11 protein-coding genes are annotated in these 20059 nt (G+C 71.3%); 2 read left to right on the top strand and 9 right to left on the bottom strand.

Going from position 1 to position 20059, the window contains the following annotated elements:
• The first annotated feature begins 4 nt into the window (after positions 1-4).
• Positions 5-646, top strand: a complete 642-nt coding sequence (locus tag K7C98_RS16340) for a hypothetical protein (RefSeq protein WP_224192603.1) — start codon at positions 5-7, stop codon at positions 644-646.
• 232 nt (positions 647-878) lie between these two features.
• Here the strand turns inward: K7C98_RS16340 and K7C98_RS16335 are convergent, their stop codons facing one another.
• From K7C98_RS16335 to K7C98_RS16310, 6 genes are all read right to left on the bottom strand, one after another.
• Positions 879-2348: a YfaP family protein gene (locus K7C98_RS16335; protein ID WP_224192602.1), complete on the bottom strand. Its 1470-nt coding sequence runs from the start codon at positions 2346-2348 to the stop codon at positions 879-881.
• A 110-nt stretch (positions 2349-2458) separates the two neighbouring features.
• Complete coding sequence (locus tag K7C98_RS16330; RefSeq protein WP_224192601.1) at positions 2459-3838, bottom strand: tetratricopeptide repeat protein; 1380 nt, start codon at positions 3836-3838, stop codon at positions 2459-2461.
• A gap of 10 nt (positions 3839-3848) precedes the next feature.
• Complete coding sequence (locus K7C98_RS16325) at positions 3849-4559, bottom strand: NnrU family protein (protein WP_224192600.1); 711 nt, start codon at positions 4557-4559, stop codon at positions 3849-3851.
• A 30-nt stretch (positions 4560-4589) separates the two neighbouring features.
• Positions 4590-6134, bottom strand: a complete 1545-nt coding sequence (locus K7C98_RS16320; protein ID WP_224192599.1) for a reverse transcriptase family protein — start codon at positions 6132-6134, stop codon at positions 4590-4592.
• Between the two features lie 365 nt (positions 6135-6499).
• Positions 6500-8179, bottom strand: coding sequence for an SWIM zinc finger family protein (locus tag K7C98_RS44840; protein ID WP_224192598.1), 1680 nt, complete (start codon positions 8177-8179; stop codon positions 6500-6502).
• Positions 8169-11366, bottom strand: coding sequence for a WGR domain-containing protein (locus K7C98_RS16310; protein ID WP_224192597.1), 3198 nt, complete (start codon positions 11364-11366; stop codon positions 8169-8171). Before K7C98_RS16310 ends, K7C98_RS44840 begins: the two co-directional genes overlap by 11 nt.
• A gap of 234 nt (positions 11367-11600) precedes the next feature.
• Here K7C98_RS16310 and K7C98_RS16305 point away from each other — a divergent pair, with 234 nt between their 5' ends.
• Positions 11601-13205, top strand: a complete 1605-nt coding sequence (locus tag K7C98_RS16305; RefSeq protein ID WP_224192596.1) for a M66 family metalloprotease — start codon at positions 11601-11603, stop codon at positions 13203-13205.
• A 78-nt stretch (positions 13206-13283) separates the two neighbouring features.
• Here the strand turns inward: K7C98_RS16305 and K7C98_RS16300 are convergent, their stop codons facing one another.
• The 3 genes from K7C98_RS16300 to K7C98_RS16290 form a co-directional block, all read right to left on the bottom strand.
• Complete coding sequence (locus K7C98_RS16300; protein ID WP_224192595.1) at positions 13284-14786, bottom strand: hypothetical protein; 1503 nt, start codon at positions 14784-14786, stop codon at positions 13284-13286.
• A 267-nt stretch (positions 14787-15053) separates the two neighbouring features.
• Positions 15054-16262, bottom strand: a complete 1209-nt coding sequence (locus K7C98_RS16295) for a hypothetical protein (RefSeq protein WP_224192594.1) — start codon at positions 16260-16262, stop codon at positions 15054-15056.
• Between the two features lie 160 nt (positions 16263-16422).
• Positions 16423-19908: a TonB-dependent receptor gene (locus K7C98_RS16290; protein WP_224192593.1), complete on the bottom strand. Its 3486-nt coding sequence runs from the start codon at positions 19906-19908 to the stop codon at positions 16423-16425.
• Between the last annotated feature and the right edge of the window lie 151 nt (positions 19909-20059).

Here is a 20059-nt window from a genome sequence, read left to right as displayed (position 1 = left end):
GATGATGAAAGCCTTCCCCTCGCCTACCGACCACGCCCCCCGTCACGCCCTCGCCACCGACCTGACGCTCGGCGGCGCCGTCGGCACCCTGTTCGGTCTGCTCGTGGGCCTGTCCGGCTCGACCGCCGTGCTGGCGATCGCGGCCGTGGCGACCGCCCTGGCCGGCTCCGTCGTGGTGCTTCGCGGCTCCGAGGCGGCGATCCGGCCGGCCCGCGCCGGGGCGATCGCGGTGACCGCGATCGCCTCCCTGGTCCTCGGGACATGGCTGCAACGCCATGACGCGTTCGGCCCGACGCCCGCCGAGGACGTCGCCGCGTGGCAGGCCGCGGGCCTGAGCAAGCGCGAGGCCCAGGTCGTCGCGGCCGGCATGTGGACCGGCGCGCCGCTGCAGGCGGTCCCCGCCGCCGCCAAGCCCGCCGTCGACCCCAGCAAGCTGACCCCGGCGAAGCGCATGGCCAAGCGCACGGCCGAGCAGTACTGCGCCGACCTCGACCGCCGCAAGTACACGCCCACCGAGGAGCTGCGCTCGTGGAAGCTGCGCGGCGACTCGTGGGCGCAGGCGGCCAAGTTCGTCGAGACCCTGCCGTGCAGCCTCCGCGTCAAGACGATGAACGAGCTGCGCGCGCTCGCCTGCGGCCGCCACTGATCGTCATGACCCCCGGCGCGGGCATCGAGGCCGCGCCGGTTCGCTGTCGCGATCTCCGGCCGCCGCGCGCGCGGGCCTCGAGCCCGCGCTGATTCGTCGGCCACTTGCTGTCGACCGGCGTCGTTTCATCGGACGCGACCGGCGCGGCGAGGCCTGTCCCGCGGGACAGGTCCAGGTCCGGCGAGCGCCCGACTCGGCCGACCGCGCGGACTCACATGACCCCAGGGACAGGTCACAACCGGCGCGAGCGACCCGGGGGAGCGCTGACCGGAGCCTGCACGGAGGGGGGCCCGCCGGCCCGCCAGGCGGCGGCGAGCGCTCCGAGGGTGCGGAACGCCTGGTCCTGGCGCAGGTCGAGCTGTTCGCGGCCGCGCATGTCGGCGATGTACTCGTCGAGCGTGCGGCCGCCGCCGGTGATGGCCAGCGCGCCGAGCATGACATCGATGATCGCCTTCGGGTCCTCGATGCGGAGGATGTGCGGCTGCGGCAGGACCTCGCCCCACTGGCGCAGGATCACGTCGTCGCTGTAGCTGGCGTACACCCCGGCATCGGCCGGGTGCTCGGCGGGGCGCTGACCCGGGTCGTAGTCGAACTCGAGGATCTGCACCTCGCTGTCCTGCCCCGTCTCGCCCTTCTGCGAAATCACCTTGCTGAAGTGCTCGACCTTGCCGTTGATCTCGACCTCGACGCGGAACTGCGTCGGGCCCTCGTCGCGCTCGTGGAAGCGGTAGTTGTGGACGAACACGCGGTACCGGCCGGCCGGGGCCGAGCCGCGGATCCACTGCACGTTCTCGACCGGCTTGGTCGACTCGCCGCGCACGTTCATGTCGACGTCGAGCCAGCCGCCGCACTGCGAGCGCTTGTGGGCGTAGTAGATGTGCTCGCCCGACGGCGCGATCACGTGGAGGTCGAGGTCGTTGCGGTTGTCCCAGATCAGCGACGCGCGGATGTCGACGCCCTCGTAGCGCCCGCCGGCCTGGAGCACCCGCTGGCGGATCTCCGCGTCGATGTCGGCGCGGCGCTCGGACATCGACTTCTGCGGGTAGATCAGGAACGTGTGGAACTTGTCCTGCAGCTCGCGGAAGATCGTGCGGCTGTCCACGCCGGTCGCGCCCGGGCGCGCCTCCGGCATGTCGTGGCCGAGCACGCGCCTCACCTGCTCGGCGCTGACCTGCGGATAGAAGCCCTCGTCACCGAGGAAGAAGAAGTAGCCCTTGGCGCCCTGCTCGAGGCACGCGAGCCTGGTGTGGCGGGCGTAGTAGTAGGCCGCGAGCTCGTACGACTCCTGGCCCGAGCCGCCGCCGCCCTCCTCGATCCAGCACTTGCTGAGCGCCTCGTCGAGGCGGTTGTCCGCCTCGAACTGGCCGATCTGGATCGGGGCCTTGTCGCCGGCGGTGGCGTCACCGATCGCGCAGAAGCTGATCGCGGCGCCCGGCACGTAGCCCTTGAGCTCGATCTGGCCGATGAACAGCGGCAGCTTGGCGTAGATGATGCGGGTGTCGTCGCCGCGCGAGCGGGTGACGTCCATCGCCACCACGATCGGGGTCGGGTTCATGCACTCGCGCACCCGGCCGGACGCGTCGAGTAGCGGGTGCACCCCTCGCGGGCCGTGCGGGCTCGCCTCGCCGCGGTAGGTGAACACGTCGCCGCCGCGCGAACGCGACTCCCTGGCCACTTCGCCGTCGTAACTTCCGCCGCCCATGCTCGCTCCGGGCGCGCGGAGGATGGTCTTCGGGACAGGTCAGCCCCGGGCCGCGCGCCGGGCTGCACGGTAGCGCGGGCGGCCCTGCCGCTCAACGGGCGCGAACGCGCTCAGCGATCGCCGAGCTCGGCCAACTTGCCGGTCAGGCGGTTCACGTCGTGCATGCGGGCCATGCCCTCGCCGCCCGAGGTCGCGTACGAGGCGTGCCGGGCGAAGTCGCCGTAGGCGAGGCGGTAGAGGCCGAGCGCGCCGGCGGCGTCGCCGTGGAGGCGCGCGCGATCGCCGAGGAGCTCGGCCGCCGCGGCGCGGCGCAGCAGGTGGACCTCGTCGCAGGTCTCGATCGCGCGCAGGGCCGCGACGGCCGCCGCGAACTCGCGCTCCCCCGCGAGCCGCTCGACCTCGGCCAGCGCCGAGGCCTCCGGGTCGGGCTCCTCGCGCGCCAGCAGCTCGTCGTGGAGCTCGAGCCAGATCCGCCGGACGTCCTCGGCCACCCGCCGCAGCGCGTCGTACCGCTCGCCGGTGAAGGCGGTCGCCAGCAGCTCGATCGCCAGCGCCGGCGACTGGTCGGCCCACCGGGGCTGCAGGGCATGCTCTGAAAGACATGTCTCTGCGGCCATCAGCCCCATGCGGCCGACGGTGAGCAGCTGGTCGGCGGGATCCTCGGCGACCCGGGCGAGCTCGCCGCGGACGTCGGCCAGCACGGCGGCGATCGGCCGGGCGGGGCGCGTCTGGCGGTCCGTGGTCATGCGCCGGGTCTCCTCGTCGGCGTGGAGGAAGAAGCGGCCGCGGTGCAGCAGCGCGTTGCCGCAGCGCACCACCCCGCCGGTCGCGTCCTGGGCCAGGTCGCCGGCGCCCAGCTCGACGGCGCGGCGGAAGTGGCCGAGCGCGCGGCGGAGGTGCCCGCGGCGCTCGTGGAGCTCGCCGAGGCGGTGGTGGGCCTCGGCCGGGCGGAAGCAGCCGATCCGCAGGGCCTGGCGGAGCGCCGACTCGGCCGCGGCGTGCTCCGCGAGCGCGAGGCAGATCCGGCCGCGGTTGAGGTAGGCGTCGCCGTACCAGCCGCGGAAGCGCAGCGCCTGCTGCAGGTCGTCGAGGCCGCCGCGGGGCTCGCCGCCCTTGACCCCCCGCAGCCAGCCGCGCAGGTTCCACGCCTCGGCCCAGTCGGGCCGCCGCTCCAGCGCGGCGTCGACCGGCGCGAGCGCCTCGGCGACTTGACCGAGCGCCACGCAGGCGTCGGCGAAGTTGTAGAGCGGGCGGGTGTCGTCGGGCGCCGCGGCGATGGCGTCGCGCAGCAGGTCGAGGCCCTGTCCCATCGCACCTGGCCGATCGCGCAGGCGCGTGGTCAGCAGCCAGCCGGCGTAGTTGAGCGCGGCGGGGTGGCGCGGGTCGAGCTTCAGCGCGGCCTCGAACGCGGCCAGGGCCCCCTCGTGGTCGCCGCGCTGGTCGCGGCGCTCGCCCTCGGCGCAGGCCTCGTCTGCTGTCTTGAAGGACATGTCTGTAAGCTCAGGAGAACGGCAGCGCCGACACGCCGATCACCAGCGGGTGGGCGGCGACGATCGCGGCGGCGACCAGGAGGGCCACGCCGGCGCGCCACAGGCCGATCTCGCCGGCGACGAACTGGTTGCGGCCGGCGGCGATGGCCGCGAACGGGACGATCGAGGTGACGGCGGCGTAGCGCTGCCAGCCGACCGGGTCCCGGCGGGCGCGCTTGCGGTCGATGCTGAACATGCCGCACAGGGCCGGCACGGCGATCGCGGCGAACAGCACCAGCGAGGCGGCGTCGCCGTTGGCGACCGCGTGCGCCGCGGCCCACAGCACGAAGCCCCACAGCAGCGGGTGCCGGGTGACGCGCAACATCCCGCGGGCCGGCGTCGGCGCTTGCAGCACGCGCTCCATGCCGACCGAGGTCGGGTTCGGCGTCGTCAGCGAGCCGACGATCAGCAGCAGCGCGACCGGCATGACGACGAGCGGCGTCCACAGCGCCGCGTGGCTCGGCACCCACAGGTCGACGTTGACGCCGGGGGCGGCGGCGCTGCGGTAGGCCATCACGAGCGCGACCAGGCCGGCCAGCGACAGCAGCGAGAAGATGCCCTGAAAGCCAGGTTCACGGACCCTGGCGACGATCACCCGCCGCAGCGGCGAACCGGCGACCACGAGGTGGAGCAGGATCCACGCCGCGGCGGTGACGATCAGCGCGGTCAGCTCCGGCGTCATGCCGGTGACTGTCGCACGGGCCGACGGGGCCTAGAAGAGCTTCCAGCCCTTCTTGGCGGGGGCTGCCGGCGTCGCGGGCGCGGCGGGCTTGGGCGCTTCGGGGGCATTGGCGGTTGGCGTGGCCGGCGGGCTCACGCGCGGGCTCGAGCCTCCGGGCGGCTTGCTGGGTCCACCGTGCTTGGCGAGCAGCGCCCGCGTGCGCGCGAGCAGCGGCTGCCCGCGCGACGGATCGACCATGGCGACGAACGACGCGTAGCCGTGCACGGCCGCCAGCACGTCGCCGCCGTTGCCCCAGCGCTTGCCCGCGGGGCCGTCCTTCTCGATCTGGAACAGCGTCGCCCGGAACTTGCGCAGCTCGTCGCGCGGCACGCTCGGCTTGTCGTTGACGACGACGCCGGTGACCTCTTGCCGGCGACCGCGACGCATCACCCGCGTCTTCTCGGGGTGCACGACGAAGCCCTCGTGCGCGACGATGTCGGCGACGCCGCGCAGCAGCTTGCCGACGCGCTTGCTCTCGGCCGCCTCGCCGCGGCCGCTGAACGTGAGGTCGTCGGCGTAGCGGGTGTAGACGAAGCCGAGCGCCTGGGCGAGGCCGTGGAGGCGGCGGTCGAGGCGGCGGCACAGCAGGTTGGTGATCGCCGGGCTGCACGGCGAGCCCTGCGGCAACACGCGCTGGCCCCTGGCGACGAACCAGGTGGTGCCGTCGAGGGCGACCTCGTCGACGTCGGGCTCGGTGCACACCAGCGCGAGCGCGGTGGCGACCGACTCGCTGTAGCCGAGGTGGCGCAGCGCGCCCTTGACCCGCGGGAACGAGACGGTGGGGAAGAAGTCCTTGAGGTCGAAGTTGACGACCACGTCGGCGCCGACGTGGGGCCTGGCGTTGGTGACGATCGAGCGGCCGGCGACGAAGCCGTGGGCGGCCGGTTCGAAGGTCAGCTTGTCGAAGATGTGCTCGAGCGCCCAGGCCTGGGCCCGCTTGAGCCGGGGCATCGGCGCGGAGATCAGGCGATGGCCGCCTGCCTTTTTGGGCAGGAGGAAGCGGCGGTAGTGCGAGACGCGCGAGACCTTGCGGTTGTAGGCGAGGAAGCGCAGCGCCTTGACCTCGATGCCCATCGCCTTCGCCAGCTCCTCGGCGCTGGAGATCGCGGGCACGCCCTGGGCTTTGATCCGCTCGGCGTCGGATGTCTTGTGGGACATGCCCCCGGAGACATCTTCACCGAGGTACACGATCTCGCCGGCCTTGCGGGCGGCCCACTTCTGGGCCCGCTCCTGGCGCTCGCGCTCGCGGCGGGCCTTGGTCTCTTTCTGCTTGCGCCGCGACTCGGCCAGCCGCTGCTTGCGCTGCTCGGCGATCAGCGCCTTCTCGTTGTAGAGCTTGCGCCCCTTCTCGCGCAGCTCCGCGAGCTGCCGCTCGAGCTCGCCGCGGCGCCGGATCTCCTCGGCCGGGTCGTGCGGGACGGTGCCCTGCGCCGGCCAGAAGCCGAGGCGGATCATCTCCTCGAGGATGACCTCTTCCTTCGAGGTGCTGCGGATCCGCTCGTACAGCGCTTCGCGGGATGTCGGTTGGCCGGCCATTGTTCGAGGCGGGGGGTCAGCGAGTCAGCGACTCGAGTCGCGTAAAGGGAGCGTGCGCGGAATAGGGTGTCATGACAACGGCGAAGACCCGCTACGAAGGCTCAAAGGACTGGACCGCTCAACTCAAGCGGCCCCGGGTAGCTGTCGCTCAGTCGCTTCATGGAAGTCCCACCGGAATAGCGACAGCTACCCGATGGGCCGCACAGTCAAGAGCGGGCCAGTGAAGCGTGAACGAGCATGTCGCAAGGACGGCGATCCGCCGCCCGGGTTGCTAGGCTCGGCCTTCGCCGTTGTCATGACGAAACTAGATGGGTGGTGCGCCTCGCGGAGTGAATGATCGGAGTGCGAATGGGGGGTCGAGCGACTCAGAGGCTCCCGCCGTGGGCGCGGCGGTGCTGGATCCGCAGGGCCAGTATATGCTCACACGGCCCCTTGTACAGTTTATTTTGCTGGTAGAAGTTGCACGTGCACGACGCGGAGCTGAGCCGCTCGTCGCGGTCGACAACGAGCTCGGCCTCGTAGTTGTGCGATCCAGACCCGGAGGGTCGTGAAGCCAGGTCGTCGCGGACGCGTCCGCGCAGCACCAGGCCGCCCTCGCCCGACGGCACCGCCTGGCGCACCGTGGCCATGTTCTGCTGGACCAGCGTCTGCGCCGAGGCCTCGCGCTCGTTGGCGAACCGCAGCTTGTCCATCGGCAGCGGGTCGCGGCTGAGCTCGCGGACGCGGTAGACCTGCTTGTCGAGGTCGTAGATGGCCCGGCCGGCCTGCGTGTACGCGGCCAGGGCCCCGTAGACCGCGGCGGTGTCGAGCTCGAGCTCGCGCGCGAGCGCCTCGGGCTTGTAGAACCAGTGCTTCTTGAGGCCGTCGAACACGCGCCGCTTGGTGAACTCGTCGACGGTGGCGCGCGGGGCCATGAGGTCGAAGTTGCCGGCGGTCGACCAGTCGTTGGCGGTCCATCCGGACAGGCCGAGGGTGAAGTTCATGTCGCCGAGGTCGGCGATATAGAACGACGGCAGGCCGGTGCCGAGCAGGTGGACGGTGAACTTGTTGGCCAGCTGGATGAGCCGCTCGAGGATGAGGATCCGTCGCCGGCCCCACACGCGGACCTCGTGCTCCTTGTCGCCGCGGTAGATCGAGCGCGGGAACACGATCTCGCGGTTCCACGGCTCGAACACGACCTTGACCGGGTGGCCGGGCTTGAGCTTGTACCGCAGGCTGCGCGGGCCGACCTTCTCCTTGTGGCGGCGGAGCACGAAGCACAGGTTGTGCACGTCCATCGGGTGGAGGTCGAACGAGATCGTCGGCAGCGTCATCGCCGCGCTGACCTGCAGGAACCCGCGCACCCACGAGTCCGGCAGGTCGATCTTCAGCTCCTTGAAGTCGTCCTCGGCGGTGGTCTGCACGCCGAAGCCCGACGGGTCGACGGTGAACATCGTCTGCTTGTAGCGGCGGATCTTCTGGAACTCGTCGTAGAGCGCCGCGGAGTAGTCGATGTTGGTGGTGCCGCAGGCGAACTCCTTGACCTGGCTGAACACCTCGTAGCGGGCGCCCAGCCGGCCGTAGGTCGACTCGTCCTGCGAGAAGCACTCGAAGAACACCTCGTCGGGGTGGACGGTGATCACCGGGTCGAGCACGAACCAGGCGTCGCGGTCCTTCTGGTACAGGTAGTCGAAGTAGCGCCGCTTGGCGCTGTTATAGCCCTGCATGCGCTGCGAGCTGGTGCGGTACAGCCCGTCGAGCTCGGCCTGCATGCGCTTGATGTCGGCGGCGTTGCGCGAGCGCTGCAGCGCGACCTGCTGCCAGTTGACCTGCTCCTGCTTGGCCAGCCAGGCCATGTACTCGGTGCGGTCCTTGGGCTTGAAGCGCAGGTCGCTGACGACCACGTCGTGCAGCGCCGAGATGGCCTCGCGGAACTCGAGGCACTTGCCGAGCTCGCCGACGAAGTAAGTCGGCTCGCGCCGGGTGTCGGGCGAGAACGACATGCTCGTCGCGCGCGCCGACGAGTCCACGGCGGTGCTGCCGTGATAGCGGTACTCAAACTCCACGCTGCACCTGTCCCTTCGTCCGCACCGGCGGCTGGCGGATCTCGATCGGCATCGGCACGTCGCCGAAGCGCTCGCGCACCCCGACCATGGCGACGATGCTGGCCGCCCGGTCGCCGATCGCCATCGTCAGGCTCTGTCGCGTCATCAGCTCGGCGACCAGCTGGGCCGCCTCGGGGCTCTTCAGCGCCTCGGCGGTGAGGAAGCGGAACACCCGCGCCTTGGCCACCCGGCCGCGGTTGACCCGCGACAGCACGCCGAGGAAGTACGGCGTCAGCTCGCGCAGCCGCTCGATCGAGCCGGCCGCGTACTGCTCGAGGTAGTTGGTGGCGAACAGCTGCACGTCGGCCGAGGGGTGCTCGCTGAGGCGGCGCAGGTAGTCGAGCCCGTGCTCCTCGCGGAAGCAGCGGGTGATCATCTCGCGGCCGAACGCCTGCACGTCGGCGCGCACCGAGTCGGCGATGGCGACCAGGACGTCGGGCGGGTAGTCGGCCGGCTGCAGGCTCTCGCGGAAGAACCCGAAGGCGAACGCGCGCGAGTCGTCCCACTTGGCGTCGAGCAGCTTGATCGCGACCGGCAGCTCGCGGCGGACGCGGTCGACGTTGCGCTCGAAGAAGCGCCACGCGGCGTGGCGCACGGCCAGGATCTCGTGGCTGCCGAGGCGCGCGACCTCGCCGACGTCGAGGCTGTCGGGGTCGACGTTGCGCGCCAGCAGCAGGCCGCCGAGCTCCTGCGCCGCCGGGGCCTTGGCCCGCAGGAGGCGCATGACGAGGTCCTTGTCGACGCTGCCGAGCGCGGCGTCGAGGTCGGTCTTGAGCAGGCGCAGCACGAAGCTGTGCACGCCCTCGTGGGCCTCCTTGACCAGCAGCGCGCCGATCAGCGGGCCGACGATCGCGGCGGCGAAGGCCGGGTCGCGGCCGGCGAGGCGCTGCACCACCGGGCGGATGGCGTCGCGCTGGTCGACGTGCGCCGAGGTCAGGAAGGCGAGCATGAGGCCGCCGCGCTGGACCAGGACGCTGTCGGGCAGCTCGCCGAACAGGCGGATGCCGAGGCTGCGCACCGCGGCGTGCTTGCTCTCGACCGCGAGCGCGGCGATGAGCTGCTCCGGCAGGTCCTCGGGCCGCGTGTCGTGGTTGAGGAGGATGTTGGCGGCGAGCGTCTGGGCGCCGAGCAGCGGGTGGGCGACGAGGTCGACGACGACGCCGAGGCCGACGCTGCGCAGCGGCCGGGCGAAGGCCCGCATCAAGGTCTCGCCGACGTCGCCCGCGATCGCGGCGGCCTCGGGGGTGTCGGGCAGCGCGAGCACGCCGGCGACGACGCGGGCGATCAGCGTCGAGGCGGCCGCCGCGGGCAGCGGCACGCCCTGCAGCAGCACGCGGGCGTAGGCGCGGGTGTCCTCGTGGCGCGAGAACAACAGCGCGACCAGCAGGTCGTGGGCGCCGGCGAAGCGGTTGCGGTCGGCGTCGATCCACCCGTGCGCCAGCTTGCGCGCGGCCGGGACGGCGCAATTGGCGACGGCGGCGATCAGCGCGAGGTCGGGGTCGTCGGGGTTGTAGCGCGCCCTGGCCAGCTCGAAGCCGAGCTGCGCGGTGACCTCGAACGGGCGCTCGAGCAGCATGACGATGCCGTCGACGTCGAGCTCGGCGAGGAAGGTCTTGTTGTCGCGGATCGCCTTGACCGCGAACTCGTGCACGAGCGTACATGCACTTTCGGACAGGAGGTGCATGAGGCCGAGCGGCACCTGGTCCCAGACCTTCGGGAACGACTCCTCGCGGTGGGCCGGGGCCGGGTCGCCGGGCTTGTAGTTGCTGCGGCAGCGCCAGGTCGCGCCGCGCACCCGCGGCTCGTAGCGCGGGCTGTTGCCGCCGTACAGGATCGCGTTGAAGGCGTGGTAGGCGGCGAAGCGGTCCCAGCGGGTGACCTTGTTCTTGCGCGTGCTGTAGCTGTAGCGCGTGGCCTGCCGGATCTCCTGGCCGTCGGCGTCGGTGAACGGCAAGAGCACCCCGACCGCCAGCTTGACGTAGCCGAGCGCATCGCCGGCCTCGGCCAGGCGCCGCAGGCTGCGGAAGGTCCGGCGCCGCAGGTAATCGCGGGTGTTGCTCGAGTAGGCCAGGCGCGAGTCGGTGCGCTTCAGCTCCTTGGCGACGTCGGTCCAGCGGCCGCCGAGGTACATGTTGCGGCGCGAGCCGAAGGTGGCCGGGGTCTTCTCGATGCGGTGGGCGATGAGGCCGAACACCTCGGCGTCGCCGCGGACCTCGGCCATCTTGAACACGTGGCGGACGTGGCGGAACGAGCCGACCTGCAGCGGAATCGTGCGCAGGCCGGCGAGCAGGCCCGGGCGCACGGTGTCGTCGTCGATGCGGTAGACGTCCTCGAGCGTGGCCGCGTCGCCGGCCGCGAGCCCGGCCAGGAACACGGCCGTGAAGGCGTCGGGATCACCTTTTCCAGCGAACTCGCGCAAGGTCGGCGGCAGGGCGGCGCGCGCCCTCGCGGCCACGGCCTCGCGCAGCTCGTCGCTCCAGCCGCGCAGCATCTCGAGCGTCATGCGCATCACGAGGTCGCTCTTCTGCGCCCGCGGGATGAACAGCTTCAGCGCCTCGTCGAGGCTACTGGCCTGAAGGCCAGGTTCGTTGCGGGCCCGCGCCAGCGCGGCGAAGGTGTCGCCGTCGCCGCAGCGGGCCAGCGCCCAGGCGATGCAGTAGTCGAGCAGCTGGTCGCCCGAGCCGATCAGGCGGATGAGGTGCGGCACGGCCTCGCGCAGGCGGTACTCGCCGGCGCGCCAGGCCACCCGCGCCGGGCTCCACGGCTTGCGGCTGGCGGGCGCGCCCTGGAGGCGGGCGAGGATCGCCTCGGCCGGGCTGGTGACGCTCGAGCTGGCCTTTCGGGCAGGCGCCGCGGGCGCCGCCTCGCTCGCGGCGCCGCCGAGGGTCCGCCCCACCGCCGCCGCCTCGGCCGACTCGGTGTAGCCCTTGCGCTTCTTCTCGTCGACCAGCTTGGCGAACACCGAGCGCGCGGTGTTCTCGCTGACCGGCGCATCGGTCTTGGTGCCGTCCTTCAGCGGCGCGCCGCGCCGACCGAACTGGAAGTTGACGACGAACTTGCCCTTGCTCACCTCGCACAGGTCGACGATGTAGACCTTGTCGGAGGAGCCTTCGCGCAGGCCGAGGGAGACGCGACGGATCAACTTCACGGCACTCCCGCTATAGCCCTGACCGGCTTGCACCTGCAAGCAGGTGCGCACGCCGGACGAGATCACGCGGGCTCCCACACGCGCGCAGCCGCCCTCCCGCGCGGGCCCGTCGGGAGACGGCCGGGAGCCTCGGGAGGCCCGCTGCGCCGCTTCGCAGCCCGATCCGCGCCTGACCTTCCATACTCCTGGTTTCTCGCCCGCCACACCCCGCCGGGCCTGATACAGTCGGACGCGATGTCGCGCTCCCACCTCGCGTCCGTCGTCGCGCTCGCCCTCCTGCCCGCGTGCGCCGACGACCCGGCGAGCGGGACCGAAGCGCTGCCGTCGTCGACGAGCAGCACCGGCGAAGCCTCGACGTCGACCGGGACCGAGGCGCCGACGACGACCTCGACGTCGTCCGCGACCACCGGCGACGAGACGCCCGCGCTCGAGTACGCCCGGGGGATCCGCCTGACCCGCGCGACCGTCAATCAAGGTGTTCAGGTGGAGATCGTGCGCGACGGGGTCGAGGTGCCGAGCGCCGAGCTCGGGGCCCGCCTGCTCGCCGGGCGCAAGGCGGTGATGCGCGCCGACTGGCTGCTCCACGCCGACTTCACGCCGCGCGAGATCGTCGGCCGCCTGACCTTGTGGACAGCCGACGGCGAGACCCGCGTCGACGAGTTCAAGGTGATGGTCAGCGGGCCGAGCAACGACGGCGACCTGTTCACCACCTTCTCGTGGGAGCTGCCGGCGGCGCTGGTCGGGCCGGGCCTGCAGTACCGCATCGAGGCGCTCGAGCCCGACCCGATGCTGGCCGCCGGCGAGGTCAGCGATCCGCCGCCGCTCCTGCCGCTGGCCGGCCGGGGCACGCTCGCGGTCGAGGACGCGTCGATGGAGATCAAGGTCGAGCTGGTGCCGATCCGGCACGTGTTCGGCGGCATGACCTGCACGCCGACGATCACCGACGCCGACGTCGAGGCGATGAAGGTGTGGCTCGAGCAGCACAACCCGATCGAGCGCGCGGTGCTGACGGTCCGCGAGCCGTGGGAGTACACGGCGTCGATCGGGAGCGAACCGAACGGCTTCGTGCCGATCCTGGTCGCGCTGCAGGAGCAGCGGGCCGCGGACAAGCCGGCCGACAACCTCTACTACTACGGCCTCATCGACAGCTGCGACGGCTACCCGGCCGGGCTGCTCGGCCAGGCCGCGGGCATCCCCGACCAGCCGACGCCGGGCTACGCGTACCAGCGGCTGGCGGTCGGTCGCTGGCAATCGTCAGGGGTCGGCGCCCGCGACACGTTCGTGCACGAGATCGGCCACACGCAGGGCCTCTATCACATCCGCTGCAGCGGCGGCGAGGCCGGAGCCGACCTCGACTACCCCTACCCCAACGGCCGGATCGGCCGCTGGGGCTACGGGATCCACGACACCGTGATGCGCTCGCCGACCAGCTTCCGCGACTACATGAGCTACTGCGCGCAGTCGTGGGTGTCCGACTTCGGCTGGGAGAAGACCTTTGACAACATCCGCGAGCTGACGTCGTGGGACGCGGGCGGCGCCCCGCACGACCCCGCGGCGCGGCCGATCGTGGTCGGCACGCTGATGCAGGACGGCAAGGCGCGCTGGTACACCACGGTCGGCGCGGTGCCGCTGCGCGGGCGCGCGGACGGCACGTTCGTCGAGTTCGCGGTCGACGGCGAGACGGTGCGCGAGCCCGCGGCCGCGCTGCCGATCCCCGACAGCGACGCGACGATGGTGGTCGCCGCGCTGCCGCCGGGGGCGCTCGCGGGCCTGTCCTTCACGGCAGGCGGCCAGCTGCGCGCCCACGCGGCGGCGGCTCAGGTCGTGCGGCTGCACTGAGCCGTGCCTTAAGGACATGCCCGAAGGAGCGTGGTCGATGGGACATGACCGGCAGGGCATGTCCCTGCGTGCAGGCGCTCACGGCCGGAACAGGCCGACCCAGCTCTGCTGCTCGCCGGCGTTGACGAGCGTCCCGCCGACGTAGGCGGTCGCGTCGGCGCCGACGGCCGCGTCGTAGGCGACGACGTCGGGCGGCAGCAGGTCGGGGCTGGGGGCGCGGTGGCGGACCTGGCAGCGGGCCGCGCCGTCGTTGCCGAGGCGCGCGAGCCAGGCCTCGCGCCACTCGAGCTGGCCCTGCTTGTCCTTGACGCGGAAGCCGCCGGCGAGCACGACCTCGCCGTCGGGGTCGAACCCGGCGCCGTCGAGCGTCCACTGGTCGCCGTCGACGGCGAAGTCGGCGAGGGCGCGCTCCCACAGCACGGCCTTGTCGGCGCCGAGCTTGTAGACCCAGAAGTTGGGCACCGCGCCCGACAGGCGCACGGCGGTGTAGAGCGCGTCGCCGGCGGCGTCGACCGCGACCCATCCGGGGCCGTGGCTGTGCACGCTGCCGTCGGCCAGCGGCGAGAACACCCACTCGGCCGGGCCGCCGCCCTCGGGGAACTTGAGCAGCACGGCCTCGCCGATGTTGTAGTCGACGTACTCGCGCGCGCCGACGTAGACCGAACCGTCGGCGGCGACGGCGAGGCGGCCGGCGTCGTCGTTGGAGAACATGCCGTTGCCGGCGCCGCTCCAGCCGGCGGTCCAGACCTCGGCCCCGTCGTCCGCGGCCAGCTTGCGGACCCACACGTCGCCGCCGAGCGGATCGTCGGTGACGTCGCCGGCGACCACCACGTCGCCGTCGGGCGCGAGCGCGATCCCGCTGGCCCGGTCGTCGCTCATCGGCTCGGCGCCGTCGTGGTCGATGGTCCAGAGGACATGTCCGTCGGAACCTGCGAGCTTGACCACCCTGACGTCGTCCCCGTCGGCGCCCTTGACGGTCGCGGCGACGTAGACGTCGCCGGCCTCGTCGACCACCCCGCCGACCGGGGTGAGGCGCGCGTCGGCGGGCGCGAGCAAGATGTCCCACGCGGCCTGGGCGTCGGGGCCGTAGTAGATCACCCGCGTGCGCGCGAGGCCGATCGTCTGCATGCCCTCCTCGTCGCTGATGATCTCGCGCTGGCGCGCGATCGCGGCGAAGCTGCCGTCGAAGGCGGGCGCGACCGCGACCACCCACAGCTCCGACTCGGCCGAGGGCGACAGCGCGACGACCTCACCGGCGAGGCCGCACGGCACCAGGCAATCGCTGGCGCAGCCGTCGTCCTCGACGGCGTTGCCGTCGTCGCACTCCTCGCCGCTCTCGCGGTAGCCGTTGCCGCACACCGGCGCCGGCGGGTCGAAGCCGGGCTCGCCGCTGCTGCTCTCGTCGCCGGTGGTGGTCGGCACGACGGTGGTGCCGGTGCTCGAGCTCGAGCTCGTGCCGGGCTCGCCGGTGCTCGTGGCCGCGGCGCTGCCGTCGTCGGTCGCGGTGCTCGCGGCCGGGTCGTTGCACGCGCAGAACAGCGCGAGGAGGGCGACGGAGCGGATCGCGGGCGAGCCGTGCATCGGCGCCAGGATGCCGCACCGACGCGCTCCGGCGCAACCCGAGGCGCCGCGCGGCGCGAAGTCGAGTGGCGCGACCCGGCGCGTGGTGCGTCGCATGCTCGCCGGTTATCGTCGACGCGAAAGGAGGGTCCGATGAAGACGAAGTCGAAGGTGAAGGCGGGCGGCCTGAACGTCAGCGGGCTGTGACCGCGGGCGCGCCATGGCGGCGCGCCGGGGGGCCCGGCGAGTCGACTCGACCGGGCCCTTCGCGCTCGCTCGCCGCCGCGGTCACGAGCACTCGTCCTTGTCGCACGGCTCGGGCGGCGGGACGGCGTTGCCGGCCCCGATCGCGCACCAGTCGGGCATGCCGGCCGGGACGCCGAACTCGGTGTAGGGCGACTCGCCGGGCGCCAGCCAGTACGGGTGGTCGAGGAAGAAGTCCCACAGCGGCGCGAAGGTGGTCTCGCCCGGCTCGACCGGGAACGGCGGCGTCGAGTGGTTGCAGTTGTGGATGCACTCGAGCACGAAGTGACCGCCGGCCTCGAGGTTCATCTCGAGGTCCTTCGAGGTCTGCTCGAAGTCGATGACGATGCAGAAGTCGTTCGGCCCGCCCCACAGCACCATCGCCGGCATCTTGTGCGCGGGCGCGGTCCACGGCTTGATCGTGCCGCCGCCTGTCCCTCCGGACAGGGACATGAACGACGACAGCACGTCGCCGCGACCGCCGGCGAGCTGGCTGGTGAACAGCGCGCCGGCGCTGACGCCGGTCGAGGCGACGCAGTCCTTGTTGACGTTGAACTGCTCGGCGACGCACGACAGCATGTCGTCGAAGAACCGGAACTCGGCCTGCAGATCGGCGTCGCTGTCGATCGCGCTGAACGGCCACTTGAACAGCAGACCCTCGCGCGCCTCGGGGATGACGGCGATGAAGCGCTTCTGATTGACCGCGTTCTGCACGTCGCCGCGCTCGTAGAAGTCCTGGGCCTCGCCGCCGAGCCAGTGCCACAGGAAGATCACCGGCAGGCGCTCGTCGGGCCCGGCGTCCTCGGGGGCGATGACGAGGAACAGGCGCTCGACGGTGCTGTTGCCGAGCTGCTGCGGCAGCACGTTGAACGCCTGACCGTCCATGTAGCCGATCTCGAGCGCGGGGCAGGTGCCGCCGTACGCGGGGATGTCCGGCGCCAGCGTGGCGCCCTCGGGCGGGTCGTCGTGACAGCGCAGGAATTCCTCGCCGCCGCCCATGTCGGCCTTGGCCCCGGTCGTCGTCCCGGTCGTGCCGGTGGTCGGCGCGCCGGTGCTGGTCTCGCTGCCGCTCATACCGCCGCTCGTGTCCTGCGTCGGCTGCGAGGTCGGCGCAGAGGGCGACGTCGACTCCGAGGAGCCCGCGGTCGTCGACTCGCCGCTGCTGCCGAGAGTCTCGGGCCCGCTGTCGCCCACGAGGTCGTCACCGCACGCCAGGGCTGCGAGGAGAGGAAGACAGAGGAGGCCACGATGCATGCTGCGCGACAGCAAAGCACAGATCGCCGATCGATATCGATAGGTCCGCAGGAGAAGGGCCGCCCCGATGACGGCGAGCGGACAATGCAGCGAGCCCCGGTGCGAGCATTGGCTCGACCGGGGCCCGGGCACCCGTGAAGGGTCACGCGTTCGCTGACCGTCAGAACCGGAGGCGGAGCTCGAACTGCGCGCCGATCGGCTGCTGGAACACGGTCTGAACCAGGAAGTTGCCCTGCGGCGGGAGGACGCCGCGCTGGAAGAAGCTGGTCGGCGCGTTCGGGCTCTGGACCTTGGCGTGCTTGAGGTCGTCGAGGTCACCGCCGGCGATGGCGCGGCCCTGCGAGTACGAGTAGGTCTCGTCGACGCGGAGGACGGCCTTGTTGTTGGTGATGTTGACGAGGCGCGCCGAGACCTCGAGCTCGACCTCGCCGGGCAGCGGGTAGGCGTAGCTGATGCCGACGTTGGCGAAGTAGTTCGGCTCGAGCCGGCCGCCGGCGCCGCGCGGGATGGCGTAGACCAGGAACTGGCTGGGGTAGCGGTTGTTGTCGGCGAACACGCTGATCGGCGTGCCCGACTGGTAGCGGAAGTTGAGGCCCAGGGTCAGGCGGCCGGCCTTCTTGAGGTCGAACGAGTAGTAGCCGTCGAACTTGATCTGGTGCGGCCGGTTGTCCCACAGCGGGCCGTAGCTGTTACGGACCAGCTCCGGGATGTCGTAGGTGGTCGTGGTGCCGAGGTCGATGGCGCCGGTGTTGCGGTTGACGAAGCCGTCGTAGTTGCCGATCAGGCGGCTGTAGATGTAGCTGGCCTGGATCGTCCAGTTCTTGGCGAAGCGCTTGGTGATGTTGAACACCCACGCGTCGTAGTTGCGGACCGGCTTGTTGAACAGCGTGCCGACCTTGGTGTACGCGTCGGCGAGGAAGGTGCAGCGGTTGAGCTCGCGGGCGAACACGTCGCGCTGCGGGTCGTCGTCGGCCGCCGCGTCGAACTTGTTCTGCAGCTCGGTACACGCGGCCTGCTGACGGGCGATGTCGGCCTGCGAGACCGACTCGCCGGGGTTGGCGATGATGAAGTTGAGGCCGCCGTTGGTCGACACGTCCTCGACCGCGCGGCCGAGGCTCTCGTGCTGCCACTTGACGCCGACGAGCAGGTCTTCGACGACCTCCTGCTCGTAGCCGACGACGAACTTCTGCGTGTACATGCCGCGCAGCTTCGGCACGACCGAGCCCGCGGTGAGGCCGGTGGTCGACTGGTTGAAGTCGGTGCACCACTCGGTCGGGGCGCCGTTGATCGACCGCTCGCGCGCCTCGCCGCCGATGAGCACGGGCGTCGAGCAGTCGGACGCGCGATAGGTGCGCTGGACGTTGACGAGGCCGCCGAAGGCGCGGTTGTTCAACACGACCGGCAGCTGCTGGTAGAACCAGCCGTACGAGGCGTACAGGCGGCTCTTGCCCTCGTCGGTCCAGTCGTACACGAGGCTGACGCGCGGCGCGACGTTGTCGTTGATGAAGATGTTGCGCTTGCCGAACACGTCCTTCATGTCCTGCATCTCCCAACGCACGCCGGCGTTGAGGTACAGGTTCGACAAGATGGACCACTTGTCCTGGACGAACAGCGCGTAGTTCTGGGTGGTCAGCGTCGAGTTGTAGGCCGAGACGCGGACGCCGGCGCCGATCGGGCTGGCGATCGCGCGCAGGTCCTCCTGCTCGTAGCGGACGCGGCCGAAGCCGAGGGTGCGGCGGCTGTCCGGGTTGTCGGCGTCGACGATGACGATGCGGTTGTTGTTGACCCGGTTCGGGCTGACCTCGCCGCCGAGCAAGTAGTTGTTCATCGCGGGGTCGTAGCAGTACTCGCCGCCGCCGACGGTCCCCACGGGACAGTTCTGGTAGAAGTCGCCGTCGTTCTGGCCCGAGTACGCGGTGCTCTGCTTGAGGCGCACGCTGTCGATCTCGGTGCCGTACTTGAGCTGGTGCGCGCCGGCCCGCTTGCCGCTGAGGAAGTGCGTCAGCGCCAGCTGGCCGCCGACGCGGTCGGCCACGCGCTGCGAGTAGGAGCCGATGCCGCCCGACAGCCACACGCGCGTCGGACAGGTGAGGCCCGGCAGGTTGGCGTTGTTACACGCCTCGTCGACGCCCTGGACCAGGCGCACCGCGCCGTCGCGGTCGAGCAGGTCGTAGAGGTTGCGGCCCTGGCTGTCGGTCTCCTGCGTCAGCGGGATGTTGCGCTGATTCTCGTTGTCGAGCTTCCACGCCTGCTTGTCGCTGAAGCGCGAGTAGTAGATGCCGGCGTCGATCTCGAGCTTGTCGTTGGCGACGCGGCCCTCGTAGTCGAGGCCGACCTGGGTCTGGTTGCCGAAGTCGCTGCCGAAGCTGTTGTTGACGACGCCCGAGCCGACGCGCGAGGCGCCGCCGATCGTCGCGTTGGGGTTGGTGCCGAACGAGTTGGGCTCGGAGCCCGGCGGCTGGCGGTAGCTGCGGCGCTGGAAGCCCGGGCCGCCGCCGCCCGACAGGCGCAGGCGGTGCTTGGGGTTGATCTGCCAGTCGAGGGCGATCGTCCACCCGAGGTTGAAGCGGCCGGTCTTGAACCGCTGCTCGGCGAACTTCACCGAGTCGATGTAGTTGCCGTTGGCCGCGCAGTCGTTGGTGCCGTTGTCGTACGGACAGTCCTCGTAGCCGCCCGAGCGGTCCTTGTCGCGGCGCTTGTAGAACGACTGGATCAGCGAGTTGTTGGTGCCGCCCGGCGCGACGCCGATGGCGAAGAACAGCTTGTCCTTGATGATCGGACCGGACAGGGTGACGACGCCCTGGCCCTCGTAGTTGTTGATCTCGGCGACGCGCAGCGACTCGTCGGTCGCGCTGATGAAGCGCGGCAGGGCGATGCGCGGGGTCATGCGGAACAGCACCGTGCCGCGCAGCTTGTTGCTGCCGCCGATGCGGCGCGCCTTGACGAGGCCGCCGGTGGCGCCGCCGCTCTCGGCGTCGTACACGCCCTCGACGACCTCGACCTCGTCGATGAACTCCTGGACGATCGTCGCGCCGACGGTGCCGAACGCCGGGCTGGTGGCGTTCTGGCCGTCGACGACGTACTTGCTCTCGGCGCCCGTCGCACCGCCGAGGCGGATGCCGGCGGCGTCGCGGCTGGCGGTCGGCGACATGTCGACCACGGCCGTGAAGTCGCGGCTGGCGCCGCCGACCGGGATGTTGCGCGCCTGGTCCATCTTCACCTTGGTGACCTGGGCGGCGTCGTTGCGCGTCTTGGTCTGGACCTCGATGTCGACGCGGAACTTGAGCTTCGGATCGATCTGGAAGTTGGCCCGCATCTTGGCGCCGGGCAGCACGTCCATCGTCTTGTTGACGTTCGCGTCCTGATACAGGACCTGCACCGTGTACTTGCCCTGCGGCAAGTTGCGGAACGTGTACAGACCGTCCGCGTTGGTCATCACCTCGCGCGCGCCCTGGAGGCACGTACACTGGATGATGACGAGGGCGCCCGAGATCTTCTGGCCGGTGTTCTGGTCGGTGACGACACCGCTGATCGTGACGTCGGAGGCCGCCAGCGCGAGGTTGGGGGCCATCGCCGCGACCGCTGGCGGGATGATGACCAGCGGCAGGGACAGCGAGTACTTGAGCAGAGAGCGGCTTGTCTTCACAGGAGGGTGCTCCTTGCGGTCACGGCGAGCGCCTCGGGCATCGGTCGGATACCAGCGGGGGGTATATCACAACGAAAGCAACACTGAATACGGGAATCTTGCCTTGAGTGGGTCCCCCCCGGGGCCGGACGGCGATCAGACTTCCGGGCCC

The organism is Nannocystis pusilla, from assembly GCF_020073745.1.
Taxonomy (GTDB): Bacteria; Myxococcota_A; Polyangia; order Nannocystales; family Nannocystaceae; genus Nannocystis; species Nannocystis radixulma.
Note: the sequence above shows the minus strand (reverse complement) of the source record. Positions and strands in the feature narration are given on the sequence as shown.

Excerpts from the sequence above, each read along its gene's own strand:
- K7C98_RS16330 (WP_224192601.1), bottom strand. The coding sequence starts at position 3,838 with ATGTCCTTCAAGACAGCAGACGAGGCCTGCGCCGAGGGCGAGCGCCGC.
- K7C98_RS16300 (WP_224192595.1), bottom strand. The coding sequence starts at position 14,786 with ATGCACGGCTCGCCCGCGATCCGCTCCGTCGCCCTCCTCGCGCTGTTC.
- K7C98_RS16305 (WP_224192596.1), top strand. The coding sequence starts at position 11,601 with ATGTCGCGCTCCCACCTCGCGTCCGTCGTCGCGCTCGCCCTCCTGCCC.
- K7C98_RS16325 (WP_224192600.1), bottom strand. The coding sequence starts at position 4,559 with ATGACGCCGGAGCTGACCGCGCTGATCGTCACCGCCGCGGCGTGGATC.
- K7C98_RS16320 (WP_224192599.1), bottom strand. The coding sequence starts at position 6,134 with ATGGCCGGCCAACCGACATCCCGCGAAGCGCTGTACGAGCGGATCCGC.
- K7C98_RS16295 (WP_224192594.1), bottom strand. The coding sequence starts at position 16,262 with ATGCATCGTGGCCTCCTCTGTCTTCCTCTCCTCGCAGCCCTGGCGTGC.
- K7C98_RS16335 (WP_224192602.1), bottom strand. The coding sequence starts at position 2,348 with ATGGGCGGCGGAAGTTACGACGGCGAAGTGGCCAGGGAGTCGCGTTCG.
- K7C98_RS16340 (WP_224192603.1), top strand. The coding sequence starts at position 5 with ATGAAAGCCTTCCCCTCGCCTACCGACCACGCCCCCCGTCACGCCCTC.